Source organism: Pseudomonas quasicaspiana (genome assembly GCF_021147825.1).
GTDB lineage: Bacteria > Pseudomonadota > Gammaproteobacteria > Pseudomonadales > Pseudomonadaceae > Aquipseudomonas > Aquipseudomonas quasicaspiana.
On the sequence record NZ_JAGTPI010000029.1, the window covers coordinates 22,589 to 40,463 of the forward strand.

The window sequence follows — 17,875 nt, forward strand, 5'->3', positions numbered from 1 at the left end:
AAGTGTTAAGGACGAGGGTTTGCCCGATATCAACGTCGCGGAAAACCCTCGCGGCCACTACAGATACCAGGTAAATCAATAAGGACTGGCAGTAGGACGAACGATCAATTCACTGACATCGACATCGGCTGGCTGCTCAATGGCGTAGGCAATTGCCCGAGCGATGGCCAGTGCCGGAATGGCGACTTTGCGGAACTCGCGCATTTCGGCGCGCCCGCCTTCATCAGAAATACTGTCGGCCAGTTCGGACTCGGTGACGCCCGGGGAAATCACCGTAACGCGGATGTCCGCACCCGCTTCCTGACGCAAGCCTTCGGAGATCGCCCTTACGGCGTACTTGGTTGCGCAGTAAACGGCCGCCGTCGGGCTGACCGCATAGGCACCAATGGAAGCGATGTTGATGAACTGCCCGGATTGCTGCTTCTGCATCAATGGCAGGCCGGCCGCAATGCCGTGCAATACGCCACGAATATTGACATCGATCATCTGGTCCCACTCGGAGACTTTTAACGCATCCAGCCTGGACAGCGGCATGACCCCGGCGTTATTGACGATCACATCGACGCGGCCAAACTCGTTCACGGCATAGTCGACGAAGGCTTGCACATTGGCCCGATCGGTCACGTCTACGGCCTGATACTGCGCGCTGCCACCGGCGGCAACCAGTTCTTTGCAGAGGTCTGCCAAGCGCTCGGTACGCCGCGCACCGAGCACAACGTGCGCGCCCTTCTCGGCCAGTAGCCGCGCCGTGGCTTCGCCAATACCGCTGCTTGCGCCGGTGATTACCACGACTTTGTTTTTGATGTTCGACATGATTATTGTCCTTATCCGAATGATGAGCCGGTAGCTCGATACGCATTCAGAGTAAGGCGATAACGCGGGAGCAATTAGACCGATCCTTCGGAGTGATTGCCTGATTCTGCGGTGGGGTTTGTGGAGAAAACAAATACCAGCAGGATCGGCTCTAGCCGGTCCTGCTGGTCTTCTTTTTGATGCACTACGCAAGGGTGTCAGGGATGGATGACCTGACACCCTGCTTATCAGTTCTTCTCAGGTGTCTTGAGCGACTCTGGAACCTGGGTGGTTGGCACAAAAGTCTTGTCTTCTTCGGCCTTGGCTTCTTTAGACTCGGCCTGCGCTTCTGCAGCTTTGGCATTTTCCTTGGCCGCATCGGCGGCTTTGTCCTGTGCTTTCTCAGCGTGCTGTTGGGCTTCCTGCGCCTTGTCCTCGGATTTCGGATCGCAAGCGGCGAGGCCAATGGTGGAAGCCAGCATCAGACTGTAGGCAAGAGTTTTAAGCATGGGGTGAATGTCCCTGATTGAGAATGTACTGCTTCGAACCGCAGGCTAGAGCGTTGGTTCCATACAAGCAGCACGTTCCCTGCATCCATCACGCGTTGGCGTTACCGGTGCGGATGAAAGAGTAGCGGTCAATGTCTGTCCTTAATTGCCAACCTTGCCTGACCCAATAATCGGCGGCAGTGTGATTGGTTTTCAAGACATCGATGTGGCACTTGAAAATGCCTTCCCGTTCGAGACTTGCAAGGCAGCGCTCCACCAACTGATTGGCAATGCCCTGGCGCCGATAATCATCCAGCACCAGCAAATGCTGCAAATACCCTCGTCGCCCATCGTGGCCGCACATCACGCAACCCACCAGTACGGAATCCACTTCAGCAACGAAGCTCATTCCGGGGTTGCGTTGCAGATACCTGGAGGTCGAATCGCGAGAGTCTGCATCCCTGACCGATACACCGGGGGTGCTGCTCATGAGTGCAATGACTGCGTCGTAGTCGTCCATGGTCATGATGCGGATGGTGAACATTGATAGCGCTCGTCAGGCATGGATGTCGGCGGACGAGGCTAGCAGAAATCCGGGACGGTAATGTTGCACTTGTGCTGCGGGTAAGGAATGGACATGATGCCGACGCTAAAAAAGGCACAATGACATCACCGCATAGCCACCCGAAGTGGCAGTACGCGCATTAACAATGGATAGAGACAATGACTGGAGCCGTCATGAAACACCTGAAAATCGCCGCCCTGCTGATGTTTTCCACCGTACTTTTTGGCTGTGTCAGCAGCCGCTCTGTCATAGAGGTACAGACGCCACAAAGTGCAAATGGTACAGGTCAGAAGGTGACGATTAGCGCGATTGATGAGCGTCGTTTCGAAACCGCACCAAAGCAGGCCGATACCCCGTCACTGAAAAACGCTGAAGAAATCTCCGACAAGAAAATCACTGAGCGCGCCATCGGCAGAAAGCGCAACAGTTACGGTATGGCCATGGGTGACGTGCTGCTTCCTGAAGGCAAAACCGTTTCTCAGCTCATTGCCAAAAGCGTCGCTGAGGGCTATCGAAAGGCCGGTTATCAAGTGGTTGAGGCTGCAGAAAAGAATGGTGAAGCCCAGGCCGTGACCGTGCATATCACAGAATTCTGGTCGTGGTTTTCGCCCGGTGCGTTTTCAATTGCCGTCAACAACAAGGCGCGCCTGAACATCACCTCAACGGGTCAGCCTTCCCCAATCAGTCTCATCACTGACAAGCGTGAATCCATGCAACTGGTCGTGGAGAGTGACTGGAAAGTCATCACCGAAGAAGGTCTACAGGCGATCACCGAGGCAACAGTCAAAGAACTGTGCGCCAAAGGGTCCTGCAAGAAGTAAAACGGTAGGGCAATCCGGGAACTGTCAGGTGCAATGCCGACAGTTCCCAGGGATCAAGCGCAGTTAGAACGTTACACTGGCAGTCAAACGCGCAGTGCGCGCTTCGCCGACGTTGATCTGTACTTCGCTGCTACCAGTACCTGACGGGTAGTACTCTTTGTCGAACAGGTTATCGACGTTCAACTGCAAACGGGTCTTGTAGTCTTTGGTTGGCAAGTCCCAACGCAGGAAAGCGTCAGCAACGGTAAAGCTGTCCATGAAGAAAGTGTTTGCGTTGTCGCCCGCGCGCTCGCCAACGTAACGTGCACCGCCACCGACATGCCATTGGCCGGTCTGCTCAGGGAAAGCCAGGTGGTGTGTCAGATACAGGCTGGCGGTATGCATCGGCGCGTTGCTGAGGCGTTTGCCTTCATTCGTCGGATCGTCAAGCACTTCGGTGTGGGTGTAGGCGTAGGTGCCGATCATGTCCCAGCGCTCGGCCAGTTTGCCTGTGACGTCAAGTTCCAGGCCTCTGGAGCCTGCTTTGCCTGTTAGCTCATTGGTGGTAATGGTACCGACCGTGACTGGAGTGACTACGTTTTTCTTGACGATATCAAACACAGCAACGTTGACGTTCAACCGATCTGAAGGATTGTACTTCAAGCCAACTTCGTAGCTGCGTCCTTCTTCGGGATCAAAGGTCTTGTTGTCATCTGAGACGGTTTCATTAGGTACAAACGATTCGCTGTAGTTGCCATATAGCGAAAGCGCTTCGGTGGGTTGATAGACGACACCGACAAACGGAACGAAGGCGTCGCCATTGTCGTCACGACCCACTACGCGGGTCACCAAACCCTGATCACTGTATTGATCGTAGTGCTGCTGACGCCCACCAAAGACCAGAATCCACTGGTCATTCAAATGCCAGTTGTCCTTGAAGTAAACGGACGTGGAAGTCAGCTCATTGCGGGCATTACTTTGAGTTGGACTGACAAGGCTAGGCTCATCCAGACGCCCATATTGCGGGTCATTGATGTCGATTGGCGCACCAGCCCTATTGCGATAGGTCTTGCCTCGATACTTGTCTAGCGCTTCGTTATCCACTCCCACCAAAATGTCATGGCGCTGGCCGAACAACTGCTGCTCGCCGATGAAATCCAGACTGGTATACCGAGTTTCGTAATCGTAGTGTCCCCCGTTGGCGGTGCGTGCCAGGCTGCTTCCAGTCAACCTACCGGGCTGCGCAATCGCCAGACTATACCGATCATTGTTCCAGCCATACGTCACCCGGGTCTTCCAGTCGTCATTAAGCTGGTATTCAAACTTCGCAGTCGCGGTTTCACTGATGCCGACGGTCTTGGCCCAGCGCTCATCCAGTCGATCCTTGTAGCTGGCCGCTGCGGGCCTGCCATTGGCGAACACGGTGCCGCGGTCGAACGGGCTGGAATAGTCATTGTATTCGTAAGCCAGTGTCAGCTTGGCGCGCTCGCCGGTCCAGCTCAGGGATGGCGCTACCAGCGTGTGTTCGTTGACCCCGTAGTTGCGCCAGTAATCTTCGTGGCCGCGCTCGGCAACCAGCCGGTAAGCAAGCCCGGTATCTTCAATAGGTCCGGTGGTGTCGACGCTGAACGTGCCGCCGCCTTCGCTGTAACCAGAGCCGGTGATGGTGGTGCTGCGGGTATATTGCGGCTGCTTGCTGACGACGTTGATCAAACCGCCCGGTTCGATTGCGCCATACAACAGCGACGCCGGCCCCTTCAATACTTCAACGTGGTCAGTGGTCGCCCCAAGGTTATGCCCTACCACCGAGCGAATACCGTCGCGCAAAATAGCCCCGTCATCGTTCGTGCCGAAGCCACGCTTGATCAGAGCGTCCTTGGTATTGCCGAGGGTGTTGGACTGCGACACCCCGCTGACAAACTTCATCGCATCGTCCAGCGACTTGACCTGAAAATCGTCAAGGGTCTGCTGGGTGACCACGTTCACTGACTGTGCTTCATCCCTGATCGGCACTTCCGACTTACTTGCGGTGCTGCTGGTAGAGCGCACATAAGGGCTGCTCTCGATATCGCCTGCGGCCTGAATATCGGTGGCAGGCAGCTCGGTAACGGTGTCTTCAGCATGAGAGAAGGCAGGCAGCAACACACAACCGAAAGCCAGGGAAACGCAATAGGCGCGACGCATTGGGATGAACACAGAGAACAATTCCGGGTATTAATGGGAATTGTTATTATCTACGAACGGTTACCAAATGTGTAGCTCTTTGCCTGCTGTCAAAATGGACGGATCGTCGCAGGACGTTTTGACGGGAAACCTGACCCTATCCAAGTGAATGGCACTCCACCCGCAGCAGGTTTTCAGCCTGTAGCTGGCAGTCGAAACGCACCGCCAAAAAGCGCTCAATGACAGAAATGTTGCTCTGCAAATGCTCCGTCATTGAGGGCGTGGTGAAGCTTCCAGCACCCGCGATTGCCATGGGTAGCAGCAATTGATCTGCCAAATGCTCGCCGACGGCCGCAGGGCTGCCCAGCCAGTGCCGGGCCTGCTCTACCCCACCTTGCGCCACCACCTCGGCACGCACTCTTGACTGACCAAAAGCACTGAACAGCTCAGTGACCTGTTCGCAGGCGAACTCCAGCATCAGGACGTTACCCGGGCCACGCTCATCAGCCAGCACCACACAGTGCCGGGCTTCAGAGGCGATATCGAGACTCGTCCCGGCGTGCAGCAGTTCACGTTCTGCAACCTGCCTGGCCAGCCCGGCGATCAATGCGATAGCCCGCGATTCAAGCAACCTGCCTCGATCCGTCAGATGCAACGGCTTCAGCATCGAGGGCTTGATATGCACTTCCAGCTCACCGCCACCGGCCGGTACAAACCCGTGACGCAACAGGTTCAGCTCCACGCCAGCGCCCATGCGCCGCAATTGAGGCAGCCACGCTCGCTCTATAAAGTCCGCCGGCGGCGCCATCGGGTTGTGAGTGCCACCGGAGATCGTCACCCTGCTCGGCTCCGACGCCTGTAACAACGCGGGCAGCAAGGTCTGCAGCACCAACGTGCAACTTCCGGCCGTACCAATGGCGAAACGGTAATCGCCACCACGAACAATGCCTGGCTCGAAACGCAGACGCTGGGAACCCAACTCCGCACCCGAGACGCTGGCCCCACAGACCTGCGCAGCGGCAAGCACAGCGGTCAGGTGTTGGCGCAGCAATCCCGGACGGCTGCGCCGGGCCCTGATGTTTTCGATCTGTAACGTCCGACCGGTCAGCATCGACAAGCTCAAGGCACTGCGCAACACCTGACCGCCGCCAATGGATCCGTCCAGTTCAACCATGTCCTGCTTCATCTGTTTCACCCTTCTGCGTGTGTTTCACCCTTCTGAATAGTGCCGAACCATTTGCCGCAGGTATTCGTCCAGTAATCCATTGTCTTCAACCGTTCGCTTCAGCACGGGCACCGGACGCCCAAGCTCTGCCGTGATGAAGGCATGCAACGCGACTCGACGCGGGCCATAAGCGGCCTCATCGGCATTGCGCTTGAGAACCAGCAGCTCGGCAACTTCATCAAGCAGCGCTTGATCGTCAACCGTGGTCAACAAGTCCGCGAACGTCATGGGCGGCCTTCCCCTGCCCTGGTCGATCCAGCGCACCGCCAGCAACGGACGAAGCACGTAGAAGTACTTCTTGAGCCGCACCTCGTCACCTTGCAGATAACCGCGAAAATTCTTCTTCGCCATCGACAGGTAATGATTACGTGCTGCTGGCGGACTGTAGAACGCCTCCGCCAACTCGCGCAGACGCCGGGTCGCATCAGCTTCGCTGCGATAAACCAGCGGCGAGTCGAGCCATTCCAGCAACGTCGGATTGGACTTGCGCAGCAGGCCAAGGGTCTTGCGTAATTCCCAGCCACTGATGTCCAGTTCGTCATCCAGCGGGCGCTCGATTACATCCCGAGGCGCGTCGACCTGAACGAACCATTCCGGGCGCTCGACGTACACAAAACGCACATCGTAATCGCTGTCAGTGGACGCAAAACCCCAGGCGCGACTGCCTGATTCACAGGCATACAGCACTGTGACGTTATGCTCGCGTTCTATGCGCTTCAGCTCATCCAGCACCCGTTCGCGCATGGCGCTGCTGAGGGGATGAGCGACTGCATCTTCCATTTCCATAATCCTGTCCTTCATGTTTCATATTTAACGCAGGCGACGTACCGCGCCTGACTTCAAATCACCTGAATCTTCCATAGCCTGTAAACGCTGCAATAGCGCCTCGCGCTGCGCTTTCGGCGTAACCGGATCCACCAGCGTGTACTGAGCGTCACACCAGAGGACGATATGATTTAGCCAGGCATCAGCATCCACCGTGGCCTGATCGTAACGTCGCAGCAGATACTGCAACTGAAGCCACACGGGCTTCAGGCCCAATAACGCCCCACGACGCTGATCACTCAGGACATGCCAGTCGCTGTCCAGGCGCTGATCGAGTTGCGCATCGAACCTCGACCAGGTCTGGTGACTCAACAGCTGCACCGCGCCGCGGAACACCTTGTCAGACTGATCGTCCAGCGCCGCAAGTTGCCGCTCCAGCCCCGCTTCCCCCAACAATTGCAGCGCCTGCACACGAACAACGGCGACAGGCGACTCCAATGCAGCTTGCAACGCCGAAGCAGGCAGTGGCTCATCCAGCTCTTTCGCCAGCCCAAGCAACCCCAGCCATTCGCGCTTGCTGGACGGAACGTCCTTGTCCAGTCGCGACCGCAATACTTCCCGGCTGTCCACGGCGTAACGCGGCGCAGCCCATCGAGCCAGACAGCGAACGGCCGAGGAGCCATCGAGCAGGCCAGCCTGCAAATGCTCACGGGGATCGTCCAGCATGCTCAACAGACCCCGCAGCGCTTGCACGCGCAGACTGGCCGCCGATGATTGCAGTGCTCGTTCAAGCAAGGGCACTGCGTCTGTCATCGGCAAGTCAGCGCAGGCAGTGACCGCCTTTTGCCTGACCGTGACGTCCTCGTGCATCAAAGCGGCAGCCAGAAACGACGGCCGATTCACGCAATGCTCAAGCAACAGATCGAAGACAAACCGCGCCGCCTTGCCGCGGCATGAAGCAAACGCTTGCCCGACCTGTTCCCGCAATTGCGGCAGTGATAACAGGCTGCGGGCCTTGAGCAAGGTGTCGCGATGATCAACGCGCTGCTTGTTTCCCAAGGCCAATAGCGGCGTCAGGGCTTGCAGTAGCAGGTCAACCCGCTCGATAACCAGAAACTGCTCAAGCGCCTTTTGTGCCTGTTGCCGGACCTGCGGCACCCAATCATTCAAGCGTTCCAGGATCGCGAGCAGCGCCTCAGTGGAGGCCTGCCCGGCAAGCCTTTGCACGGCCGCTTCCCGGACAAAACCATTACCGAACCGACTCAGCGCCACCAGGGCTCTGGCCGCATCATGAGTTTCCTGGATTTCCCGAACATACCTGGCCTCGTGGTCAGTCAGCTGGTAATGCCAGTCTCGCAAGTGTTCGAACGTCATCACCTCATTCATCGCCCTATCCTTTAACGCATACGACCTGTCGCAAGGTATGCAGCACTTCCACCAACTCACGCTGGGCGTGCATGACCTTATCGATGTCTTTGTAGGCCATTGGAATTTCGTCGATCACTGCGGCGTCCTTGCGGCACTCAACGTGAGCCGTGGCACGAATCTGGTCTTCCACAGTGAACGTGTTCTTGGCTCTGGTCCGGCTCATGGTGCGCCCGGCACCGTGGCTGCAAGAGCAGAAAGCCTCTTCATTGCCCAAACCCCGGACGATGAAGCTCTTTGCCCCCATGGAGCCGGGGATAATCCCCAGTTCGCCCTTCTTCGCCGACACCGCACCTTTGCGGGTGATCAGCACCTCTTCACCAAAATGTTGCTCTTTCTGCACGTAGTTGTGGTGGCAGTTGACGGCTTCCAGCGCCACTTGAAACGGCTTGCTGATCACCTGACGTGTGGCCTGAATCACTGCCTGCATCATCAGTTCTCTGTTCTGCCGGGCAAAATCCTGCGCCCATCCCACAGCTTCCACATAGTCATCGAAGTGCTGACTGCCCTCTTCGAAATAAGCCAGATCACGATGCGGCAGATCCGCAATGTGTTGCCGCATGTCTGCCTGTGCCATCTGAATGAACAGGTTACCGATGGCGTTCCCCACCCCGCGGGAGCCGCTGTGCAACATGAACCAGACACGGTTGGCCTCGTCCAGGCAGACCTCGATGAAGTGGTTGCCGGTGCCCAGCGTTCCCAGATGCTGGCGGTTGTTGGTGTTAGCCAGCGAAGGATATTTATCGGTAATCAACTTGAAGCGCGGATACAGCGCGCCCCATACGTTATCCGCCTGTTGCGGGATCTCGTCCCAGGCGCCTTTGTCCCGACGGGAACGAGTCGATGTCCGGCCATGAGGCACCGCTTTTTCGATGGCGCTGCGCAGCCCGGCCAGGTTGTCCGGAAGGTCCGCCGCCGTGAGCGAGGTTCGCGCGGCAATCATGCCGCAGCCGATATCCACACCGACAGCCGCCGGAATGATCGCCCCCACCGTCGGAATCACACTGCCGATCGTGGACCCCTTGCCCAGATGCACGTCCGGCATGACAGCCATGTGTTTGAAAATGAACGGCATACGCGCCGTGTTCATCAATTGCTCTTTGGCTTCGTTCTCTACCGGCACGCCCTCGGTCCACATTTTGATGGGTTTACCGTTGATGACTTCCAGCAGTTGGTAGGTGTTCGTTTCCATGATCTCTACTTCTATTCAATGGCCGCTATTCATAAAGATGGGCCTGGATTGCATTCCGGCGGTTGGCGTTCAGCGCTACAACTGCCCCTTGCTATGAACAGGTAATTGCAGCGGGCATGCCAACATCTAGAAGAAGGCATGCAATCTTTTATAACTAATTGTTTTTAATAGAAATATATTTTTAAACGGGCAAATGTGCAAAAACCGCAAGACAGTTCAGGCCCGATTTATCTATCCTTCTGTATCGCTTCTTATCTTTTGAGATAGACATGCCTGTGACACATACTGTAGCCATCGGCTTCATCGGCTCAAAACTCGACCGCGTCGGCAAGGGTGCCAACCGCTGGAATCACTGGCGTCCCAGCGTTGGCCTGTGCCAGCAAGAAGATATGCAGATTCACCGACTGGAGCTGATTCACGGTGTGACCGCCCGGGACGTCAGTCTGGCGCAGCGGGTGGCCGAGGATATCCGGCAAATATCCCCGCAGACTGAAGTTCGCCTTCACCCCATGACGCTTCGCAACGCCTGGGACTTCGAGGAGGTATATGGCGCGCTGCATGACTTCACCACCGCCTACGATTTCGACACTGACAATGAGCAATACCTGGTGCACATCACCACCGGGACTCACGTCGCACAGATATGCTGGTTCCTGCTCACCGAAGCCCGTTACCTGCCCGCCCGACTGATTCAGACTTCCCCGTCTCGGCGAGACAATGATGAAGCGCGAGCCACCGGCACCCATTCGCTGATCGATCTGGACCTCTCGCGCTACGACCGCATCGCGTCACGCTTCACCCATAAAAGACTGGAGGGCCTCGCGTTTCTCAAGTCAGGCATTGCTACGCGCAATGCTGCGTTCAACCGCTCCATTGAGCAGATCGAACAGGTCGCCGTGCGCTCCAAGGCTCCGATGCTGTTGATTGGTCCGACCGGCGCAGGCAAATCGTTTCTGGCAAGACGCATCTACGAACTCAAGCGCAGCCGACACCAGATCGAAGGACGCTTTGTCGAAGTGAACTGCGCCACCCTGCGTGGTGATGGCGCCATGTCGACCTTGTTCGGGCATATAAAAGGCGCGTTTACCGGCGCTCTGGCTGCTCGCGAAGGCCTCCTGCGGGCAGCCGAAGGCGGCATGTTGTTTCTGGACGAAATCGGTGAACTGGGCGCAGATGAACAAGCGATGCTGCTGAAAGCCATTGAGGAGAAACGTTTCCTGCCCATGGGCTCGGACAAGGAAGTGGCCAGCGACTTCATGATTATTGCCGGCACTCACCGCGACCTGCGCGACCGGGTGGCGCAGGGTTTATTCCGCGAAGACCTGTACGCGCGGATCAACCTCTGGACGTTCAACCTGCCAGGCCTGGCCAGGCGACGGGAAGACATCGAGCCGAACATCGACTTCGAGCTGGAACGTCACGCCCGCGAACACGGACGCTTGATACGCTTCAATCGCGAGGCCCGGCAGCACTATATGGCGTTCGCCAATCATGAGGACTCGATATGGTCTGGCAACTTTCGCGAGCTGTCAGCCTCGATCACGCGCATGGCAACGCTGGCTGACAGCGGACGCATCGATGAAACCCAGGTCGAAGAGGAGCTGCAGCGCTTGCGCTACGCATGGGCGCTGAACGACGATCGGAACGACGGACAGGATGAGCCATCACCGATACTGGACGAAGGTATCGAACTGGATCTGTTTGACCGTTTGCAACTGGAGGCGGTGCTCAAGGTGTGCCGCAATGCTCGAAGCCTGTCGGATGCCGGACGCAAACTGTTTGACGTCTCGCGTCTGAACAAGGCGAACCCCAATGACGCAGATCGTCTGCGCAAGTATCTGGCGCGTTTTGGCATTGAGTGGAAGCAAATCAATGGACAGGATTAAACTCACCGCACTGACCTCCGTCATCCAGGACTTTCAATGAAGTACAAGCTGAACGATTACAACGGCGTGATCATCGATCCGACGTCTTTCTCTTTTGAAAAAGCCGATCTTGAAATCGCCATCAAAGGCTTTCTGCTGTACATGGAAACCGAAAAGAAGGGTCTTGCGTGGATCACTTTGCCTATCGCCCGATGCGCGAGTGTCGAGCAGTTCGTGGCGCACGGTTTTATCTTTCACAGCTGCCTGCCCGAAAGCCTCACGCTGGTTCGCAAGCCCCAGGAATCGACTTACGTGCCGTTCATGCCGACGCACATCGTGGGTGCCGGGGCCATCGTGATCAATCAGCACAACGAGATTCTGGTGGTCAGGGATCAAGGCGCTACCAGCTTCAATTTACCCGGTGGCCACGTGGATCCTGGTGAGCGCATTCAGGACTCTATCGTCCGCGAGGTTCTGGAAGAGACCGGCGTCGAGGTCAGCTTCGATGCGATCCTCGGCTTCACGACCCGGCATCCCTACGAGTTCGGCAAATCCAATATTCACTTCATCTGCCGCCTCAAACCGCTGACCGAAGCCATTAATGTCATCGACACCGATGAAATTGCCGAAGCCAAGTGGGTCTCGGTTGAAAGCTATCTGGCAGACGAAAAGAACGGCCTGACCAATCGCGAGATCGTCAGCCAGATCGCTGACAGCAAAGGGCTGACAATCGCTGACTTTCAGAGCAACAGCGGTCGATTCAAAAAGCAGGAAATCTTCATGGCGGTAGAGGCGAAGCTGTAAATTGCCGAGCTATCACTGGGCGAGGCCAAGAGCTGCTCTCACATGGCTTACCATTTCTGCTTCGACCAGAGCCTCGTCCGCACTTTCATGGAAAACTGCACAGGTCGCAGTGCTCCGACCGTGAGTGCAGCGATACACCGCCACAACGCTACCCGGCCCTACGCCGTTGTGGCCGCTCAATGTCAGGCCTCCCGCTACGCCGCCACGCATCAAGCCCAGGCCGTAACCCGGAGTCAGCCACGGACGGCCTGGCAACGGACCACCCAGCACAAGCGCTGCCTGCATGTCTTCCAGTAGCCCGTGCGGCAGCAGGTTGCCCGACAGCAAGCGATCCAGAAGCAGCGCCGCTTCTGCCAATGGCCCGATCAATAAACGGTGATAAACCCAGCCGGGGTCGTAGCCAGGGGCGATGCCCTGACACGCAACCTGCATGTCTTCCCCGGCGTTTGCCAAACGCGCCCGCGTAATCCCCAATGGAGACAGCACGCGCTGAACGAGTGCCTCTTCAAGTGAAAGCCCCGTCAATCGCTCGATCAACCGGGTTACAAACAGATAGCCAACATTCGAATAGCGCCAGCCTTCGCCGGGCGTGTAGCGCAATCGGGTGGCGTCCAGGCGCAGCAGCATTTCATCCGCAGGCCAGGGAAGCGAACCGCTGGCCACCGCAGCATGGTATTCCGGCAATTCGCTGTAATCTGCGAGACCCGCTTGATGACGCAATAATTGCCGGAGGGTAAAAGGGCCCTCAGCAACCCGATCGTCAAGCCCCACAAGACCATCACGAACCAGCGTCAGCGCTGTTGCGGCCAGGACGGTCTTGGTGAAGCTCCACCAGGGAACTAGTTTCTCAAGTGCATCGGCCGGTTCGGTTACGGCCGGGGAACCGTTGATGATGAGGGAAAACGGCATGGGCAATAGCTCTGGGACTTTTGCGCAAGGATAAGCTGCAGCTCCAATGCACGCTAGACGGTCAGGGACATGGAACCGGATGGCTTACATGAAGATCCACAGCGAGATAGCCGCCACGGTGTCAGTCGCAACGCAATTGCGTTTACTATCCCCTCATTCCCTCAGGAGCAAATCCCATGGCAACGGCCTCTGCAAACATTCGTGTACCCGTATCCGCCGACAAAGTATGGCAATTGGTAGGTGGTTTCCTGTCCCTGCCGGACTGGCTGCCGTTCATTGCCAGCAGCGAAGCCTCTGAAGGCGGACGTGTCCGGACGCTGACCACAGCCGACGGCGCAGTCATTGTCGAGAAGCTGCAGACTTTCGACGAAGCCAACCGTACCTACAGCTATTCGATCGTGAAAGGCCCGTTCCCGGTGACCAACTATCTCGCCACCGTCGTGGTCGCAGCAGCAGGCGATCAGGAGGCATTGATTACCTGGTCAGGCAGCTTCACCCCTGACGGTATCTCCGACGCAGAGGCTGAAGCACTGTTTCTTGAGGTCTATCAAGGCGGGCTGGACGCTCTTAAAGCCAATTTCTGACCCTCGAAGACCTGCGGTACTGAACTGACAGCGCTCTTGAGCCTCAATATTGCTTCGATAAATGGCATTTCGCAGCACAGCGCAAAATCGCGCATCATGGGCGCGGTCAGTTCAAGGAGACATTAATGCGCGTTACTTTATCTTTTTTGCGTTTTGCCACCTTGTCACTGGGATTGGTATTTACCGCCACCGCGGTGGCATCGGAAGAGTCTCAACTGGTCGACTCCATCAACAATTTCCGCAACCAGTCACAGCGTTGCGGCGATCAGGTTTCACAAGAGTTGCCTCCACTCAACGTAGACACTCGGCTGGTACTTTCAGCTACCAGCCCGGTAGATCTACAGGAAGCCATGGCCCGCGCCACTTATCCGATGGTCAATGTGCAGGCGATCAGCCTGTCTGGCCCTCGGGATGCACAGTCGGCCATGAACACCATCCAGGAAAGCTTCTGCCGCGTCGTGCTCGACCCACAGTTTGTCGATATCGGTGTGAGCCGCGAAGGACGCGACTGGCGCATCGTGCTGGCCCGGCCCTTACTGACCGCGCGTCTCGGAGACTGGCAGGCTGAAGGTCAAAAGCTGTTGGCGCTGATCAACACTGCGCGAGCACAATCTCGCCAATGCGGCGCTCAGGCCGTGGCTGCTGCCAAGCCGCTGACCTGGAACCCGGCACTGGCCTCGGCGGCGGAAAATCATAGCCGGGGCATGGCCAACAACAATTTCTTCGACCACATGGACCGCGACGGTCGCATGCCAGGTGATCGGGCAGAACTGGCGGGTTACTCAGGTCGGCAGATTGGTGAGAACATCGCCGCCGGACAAGGCAGTGTCGCCAAGGTCGTGGAGGGCTGGCTGGCAAGCCCCGGTCACTGCGCCAACCTGATGAATCCGGCGTTCAGCGAACTGGGCGCGGCCTACGCGGTGGATCCCAAGAGCGATGCGGGGATCTACTGGACGGGCGTGTTTGGTGCCCAGTGATGGGTTTATGACTCAGCTCAAGCCCCTGTAAGAGATCGCCGAGGTTACGAGGCCAGCAATGACGGTGTGTCAGAAAAACCGCTATCGCCGCCTCGCGGTGCTCGTGCGCTCCTTGGATCGCTGTGGTTTTCAGTGACAGTGATAATCGCCAGTCTTGTGGTTGCGATGGCAACCCTTGGAGTCAGTGCCACCGCTATGGGCCAGGGCAGTGACTGAAACCATGGACAGGAATGCGACGATTACGACGGCAAGCAACTTCATAGACGGCTCTCTGCGCTGGTCAGCGCGAATGGAATGATCAGGCGCACAGTATGGCGCATTGATATCACTCAGCATAGCGCGTCGTTAATTCACGTCCAGCCCAGGGTCGCGGCCGTCAGCAGCAAATACCGCACGCCTTTGGCAAACGTGACGATCAGCAGAAAACTCCACAGCGGTTCGCGCATCACGCCAGCCACCATCGTCAGCGGGTCGCCAATGATGGGTACCCAGCTCAATAGCAACGACCAACGTCCGTAACGCAGATAGAACCGCTGGGCTTTCTCGAGTTTGGCTTCGCTGACAGGGAACCAGCGTTTATGGCGAAAACGCTCCACCGAACGACCCAGTACCCAGTTCAGCAATGAGCCGAGCACGTTGCCCAGCGTCGCAACCAGCAGCAATGTTGCGACGGTGTAATGCCCGGACAGCAGCATGCCCACCAGCACCGCTTCAGACTGCATCGGCAATAGTGTCGCCGCACCGAACGCAGCGAGGAACAACCCGGCATAGCTGGAAATCTCGAACACTCAACCCTACCCCATCAACGGATCGTCAAACGGCCTTGATCAAGTCCTTGATCCGGGAAGCCAGCGCTTCCAGCGCGAAGGGTTTGGTCAGCACTTCGGTCAGCGGCTCAAGGTGGCATTTATCGAGCACTGCGGTTTCTGCATAACCGGTGATGAACAGTACCGGCAGACCCGGTCGACATTGCCGACCCGCATCGGCCATCTGCCGCCCGTTGATTCCACCGGGCAACCCGACATCCGTTACCAGCAGATCGATTCGCACGTCCGATTGCAGAATACGCAAACCCGCCTGGCTGTCGGCGGCCTCAATGGCCACGTAGCCGAGACTGCTCAGCACCTCGGTGACCAACATCCGCACCGATGACTCGTCATCCACAACCAGAACCGCCTCACCCTGCCCCGTCAAAGCTGCACGACTGACCGGCACCGCAAGTTCCGGAAGCTCCAGCTCACGCTCGTGACGTGGCAACTGCAGGCAAACCGTCGTGCCCAGATCAACCTCCGAACGAATCCTGATCTGGCCGCCTGACTGGCGGGCAAAGCCATAGATCATCGACAGTCCAAGGCCTGTGCCCTCGCCGACCGGTTTGGTGGTGAAGAATGGCTCGAAGGCTTTGGCCGCGACTTCGGCACTCATGCCGCAGCCGCTGTCAGTGACGCGGATACTCAGGTAATCCCCCGGCAGCACCTCAGGGTCGAGATCGTGACTGTCGTCCAGACACTCATTGCGTGTCTCGATCAGAATGCTGCCGCCGTGGGGCATGGCGTCACGCGCATTGATACACAGGTTGAGCAGCGAGTTTTCCAGCTGCGCCGGATCGATCAATGCAGCCCACAAATCTGCGTCGGCCCGAACCTGAATATCAACCGAAGGCCCGACAGTACGCCGGATCAGCTCCTCCATGTCCATGATCAAGGCATTGACGTTGGTGGGAATAGGCGCGAGTGTCTGGCGGCGCGAGAACGCCAGCAGCCGGTGAGTCAGCGCTGCCGCTCGTTGCACCGCGCCTTGAGCGACCACCAGATAACGATCAACATCCGCCACCCGGCCCTGACCCAAACGCATCTGCATCAATTCCAGACTTCCGGAAATACCCGCCAGCAAATTATTGAAGTCGTGGGCAATACCGCCGGTAAGCTGCCCGACCGCTTCCATCTTCTGCGACTGACGCAGCGCTTCCTCAACCACTTCACGCTCGCTGATGGCTTCACGAATGCGCTGTTCCAGCGTCTGGTTGAGCTCCTGCACCGCCGCTTCGGCCCGTTTCCTGGCCGTCACATCAATGGACGAGCCAATCAGACCGATGACTTCACCCGTTTCGCTGAACAACGGTGACTTGATCGACAGCCAGGTCGCTGCGGAGCCGTCAGCCAGGCTGACCTGTTCCTCCACCTGTTCAGACACCCCAGCGCTCATGATCCGCTCATCAGTGGCCATGATCACGCGTGCCTGATCCTTGTCCTCAAGGTATTCAAAGTCGGTCTTGCCGATATAAAACTCGGGAGGTTTGCCGATCAGCTCGGTGGTGCCACGGTTGGCAACCAGCATGCGCCCCTGGCGGTCCTTGGCGTAGACCACGCCTGGAACTGCTGCTGTGAAGGTGCGTAACAGCGTCGTGATCCGGTCGCGCTCGACTTCAGCCTCGCGGCGCAGCTCGATGTCCATGAGCACACCCAGAAAACGGGTCGGCTGGCGTTCCTCGTCGAACTCGACGCGGCCTTTAGCCTCAAGCCAGCGATAAGTACCATCGCGGTGCAATACACGGTACTCAGATCTGAAGACACCGCCGCGCAGCAAGGTCTGACCGATTTCGCTTTCGACGCGCGCCCTGTCATCCGGGTGGATTGAGGCCGTCACCCTCTCCAGAGGCAGGCCTTCCACGGCCTCCTGTGCAGTCAGGCCAAACGTTGCGGCATAACGCTCGTCACCGATGACATGGTTATCCTGCACATGCCAGACCCAGGTGCCGATGATCGCATCGGCATCCAGGGCGAGTTGTAGCCGCTCAGCCGCATCCCTTGCCGGGAACTCAAGCGGTCCGCTGTTATCTGGCCATTCATCCTTAAAATCGCTGCTCATGCCCTACCATTGTTTATCGTGATGCCAAAGCCTGGCGGCCGATTGCGGTGAATGGTGCCGGTGCGGGCGAGGTATTACAAGCCGCTGCGAAGATCAGGCCAGTGCAATAAGTAGCAGCGGCGAGTAGACCGGAAGTATTGACTTGCTTGTACAAATGTCAGATGCACGAGAGCCCGTAATGCACTTGTATGCGCATCGGCTTGGGTGGTGGGTTCTTGAGAGCGGCTGATTCGGAGCTTGCAATGACAGAGCGAACAGCGGGACTTCAGGACCGGATTGCAGCCAAAGGCAGCCCTCATCAACCATAAAATAACTGCATGAATTTAAATCTTGTTCTGTAGGACATTCCCCGTCGTCCAGACTCCGCGCTGTCGCGCAGCAAACACGGATCTGTTGGGGTATCAGGTAGTTATTTTATGTTTGATGAGCGCGCTTGCCCGCGATGCGGTGCGT

The 17,875-nt window shown here is 57.4% G+C and carries 16 protein-coding genes and 1 pseudogene; 5 read left to right on the forward strand and 12 right to left on the reverse strand.

What is annotated here, in order from left to right; genetic code table 11:
* Positions 1-75: 75 nt before the first annotated feature.
* The 3 genes and pseudogenes from KDX30_RS17130 to KDX30_RS17140 form a co-directional block, all read right to left on the reverse strand.
* Complete coding sequence (locus KDX30_RS17130) at positions 76-813, reverse strand: SDR family oxidoreductase (protein ID WP_231676997.1); 738 nt, start codon at positions 811-813, stop codon at positions 76-78.
* 227 nt (positions 814-1,040) lie between these two features.
* Positions 1,041-1,301, reverse strand: a complete 261-nt coding sequence (locus tag KDX30_RS17135; RefSeq protein ID WP_027901457.1) for a hypothetical protein — start codon at positions 1,299-1,301, stop codon at positions 1,041-1,043.
* A 157-nt stretch (positions 1,302-1,458) separates the two neighbouring features.
* Positions 1,459-1,824, reverse strand: a pseudogene (locus KDX30_RS17140) (GNAT family N-acetyltransferase); the annotation flags it as partial.
* 194 nt (positions 1,825-2,018) lie between these two features.
* Between KDX30_RS17140 and KDX30_RS17145 the strand changes: the two are divergent.
* Positions 2,019-2,666 (forward strand): YajG family lipoprotein, encoded by a 648-nt coding sequence (locus tag KDX30_RS17145; RefSeq protein WP_099268327.1) that lies wholly within the window; start codon positions 2,019-2,021, stop codon positions 2,664-2,666.
* Positions 2,667-2,729: 63 nt separating this feature from the next.
* Here the strand turns inward: KDX30_RS17145 and KDX30_RS17150 are convergent, their stop codons facing one another.
* The 5 genes from KDX30_RS17150 to KDX30_RS17170 all read right to left on the reverse strand — a co-directional run bounded on the left by KDX30_RS17150 (position 2,730) and on the right by KDX30_RS17170 (position 9,415).
* A complete protein-coding gene (locus KDX30_RS17150; protein WP_122706303.1) occupies positions 2,730-4,829 on the reverse strand; it encodes a TonB-dependent siderophore receptor in 2,100 nt (699 codons plus the stop codon).
* Positions 4,830-4,965: 136 nt separating this feature from the next.
* Positions 4,966-5,994, reverse strand: coding sequence for an RNA 3'-terminal phosphate cyclase (gene rtcA / locus KDX30_RS17155; protein ID WP_099268325.1), 1,029 nt, complete (start codon positions 5,992-5,994; stop codon positions 4,966-4,968).
* A gap of 24 nt (positions 5,995-6,018) precedes the next feature.
* Positions 6,019-6,813 carry a nucleotidyltransferase domain-containing protein gene (locus tag KDX30_RS17160; RefSeq protein WP_099268345.1) on the reverse strand — a complete coding sequence of 265 codons (795 nt, stop codon included), beginning with the start codon at positions 6,811-6,813 and terminating at the stop codon, positions 6,019-6,021.
* Between the two features lie 30 nt (positions 6,814-6,843).
* Positions 6,844-8,184: a HEAT repeat domain-containing protein gene (locus KDX30_RS17165; protein WP_231676999.1), complete on the reverse strand. Its 1,341-nt coding sequence runs from the start codon at positions 8,182-8,184 to the stop codon at positions 6,844-6,846.
* A gap of 4 nt (positions 8,185-8,188) precedes the next feature.
* Entirely contained in the window at positions 8,189-9,415 is a 1,227-nt protein-coding gene (locus KDX30_RS17170; RefSeq protein ID WP_027901465.1) for an RtcB family protein, read from the reverse strand.
* 275 nt (positions 9,416-9,690) lie between these two features.
* On the opposite strand from KDX30_RS17170, the gene rtcR reads away from it, so the two are divergent.
* Both rtcR and KDX30_RS17180 read left to right on the forward strand, forming a co-directional pair.
* Positions 9,691-11,301 carry an RNA repair transcriptional activator RtcR gene (gene rtcR, locus KDX30_RS17175; RefSeq protein WP_231677019.1) on the forward strand — a complete coding sequence of 537 codons (1,611 nt, stop codon included), beginning with the start codon at positions 9,691-9,693 and terminating at the stop codon, positions 11,299-11,301.
* A gap of 36 nt (positions 11,302-11,337) precedes the next feature.
* The gene (locus tag KDX30_RS17180; RefSeq protein WP_231677000.1) at positions 11,338-12,084 is read left to right on the forward strand and encodes an NUDIX hydrolase; all 747 of its coding nucleotides are present in this window, start codon (positions 11,338-11,340) and stop codon (positions 12,082-12,084) included.
* A 12-nt stretch (positions 12,085-12,096) separates the two neighbouring features.
* On the opposite strand, the gene KDX30_RS17185 is transcribed toward KDX30_RS17180, so the two are convergent.
* Complete coding sequence (locus tag KDX30_RS17185; RefSeq protein ID WP_231677001.1) at positions 12,097-12,993, reverse strand: serine hydrolase domain-containing protein; 897 nt, start codon at positions 12,991-12,993, stop codon at positions 12,097-12,099.
* A 176-nt stretch (positions 12,994-13,169) separates the two neighbouring features.
* Between KDX30_RS17185 and KDX30_RS17190 the strand changes: the two genes are divergently transcribed.
* Together KDX30_RS17190 and KDX30_RS17195 are read left to right on the forward strand one after the other, a co-directional pair.
* Entirely contained in the window at positions 13,170-13,577 is a 408-nt protein-coding gene (locus KDX30_RS17190) for an SRPBCC family protein (protein ID WP_231677002.1), read from the forward strand.
* A 125-nt stretch (positions 13,578-13,702) separates the two neighbouring features.
* Complete coding sequence (locus KDX30_RS17195) at positions 13,703-14,554, forward strand: CAP domain-containing protein (protein WP_027901469.1); 852 nt, start codon at positions 13,703-13,705, stop codon at positions 14,552-14,554.
* 129 nt (positions 14,555-14,683) lie between these two features.
* Here the strand turns inward: KDX30_RS17195 and KDX30_RS17200 are convergent, their stop codons facing one another.
* The 3 genes from KDX30_RS17200 to KDX30_RS17210 form a co-directional block, all read right to left on the reverse strand.
* A complete protein-coding gene (locus tag KDX30_RS17200; protein ID WP_231677003.1) occupies positions 14,684-14,815 on the reverse strand; it encodes a YHYH domain-containing protein in 132 nt (43 codons plus the stop codon).
* Between the two features lie 89 nt (positions 14,816-14,904).
* Complete coding sequence (locus tag KDX30_RS17205) at positions 14,905-15,342, reverse strand: YqaA family protein (RefSeq protein ID WP_231677004.1); 438 nt, start codon at positions 15,340-15,342, stop codon at positions 14,905-14,907.
* Between the two features lie 25 nt (positions 15,343-15,367).
* Positions 15,368-17,422 carry a hybrid sensor histidine kinase/response regulator gene (locus KDX30_RS17210; protein WP_231677005.1) on the reverse strand — a complete coding sequence of 685 codons (2,055 nt, stop codon included), beginning with the start codon at positions 17,420-17,422 and terminating at the stop codon, positions 15,368-15,370.
* Between the last annotated feature and the right edge of the window lie 453 nt (positions 17,423-17,875).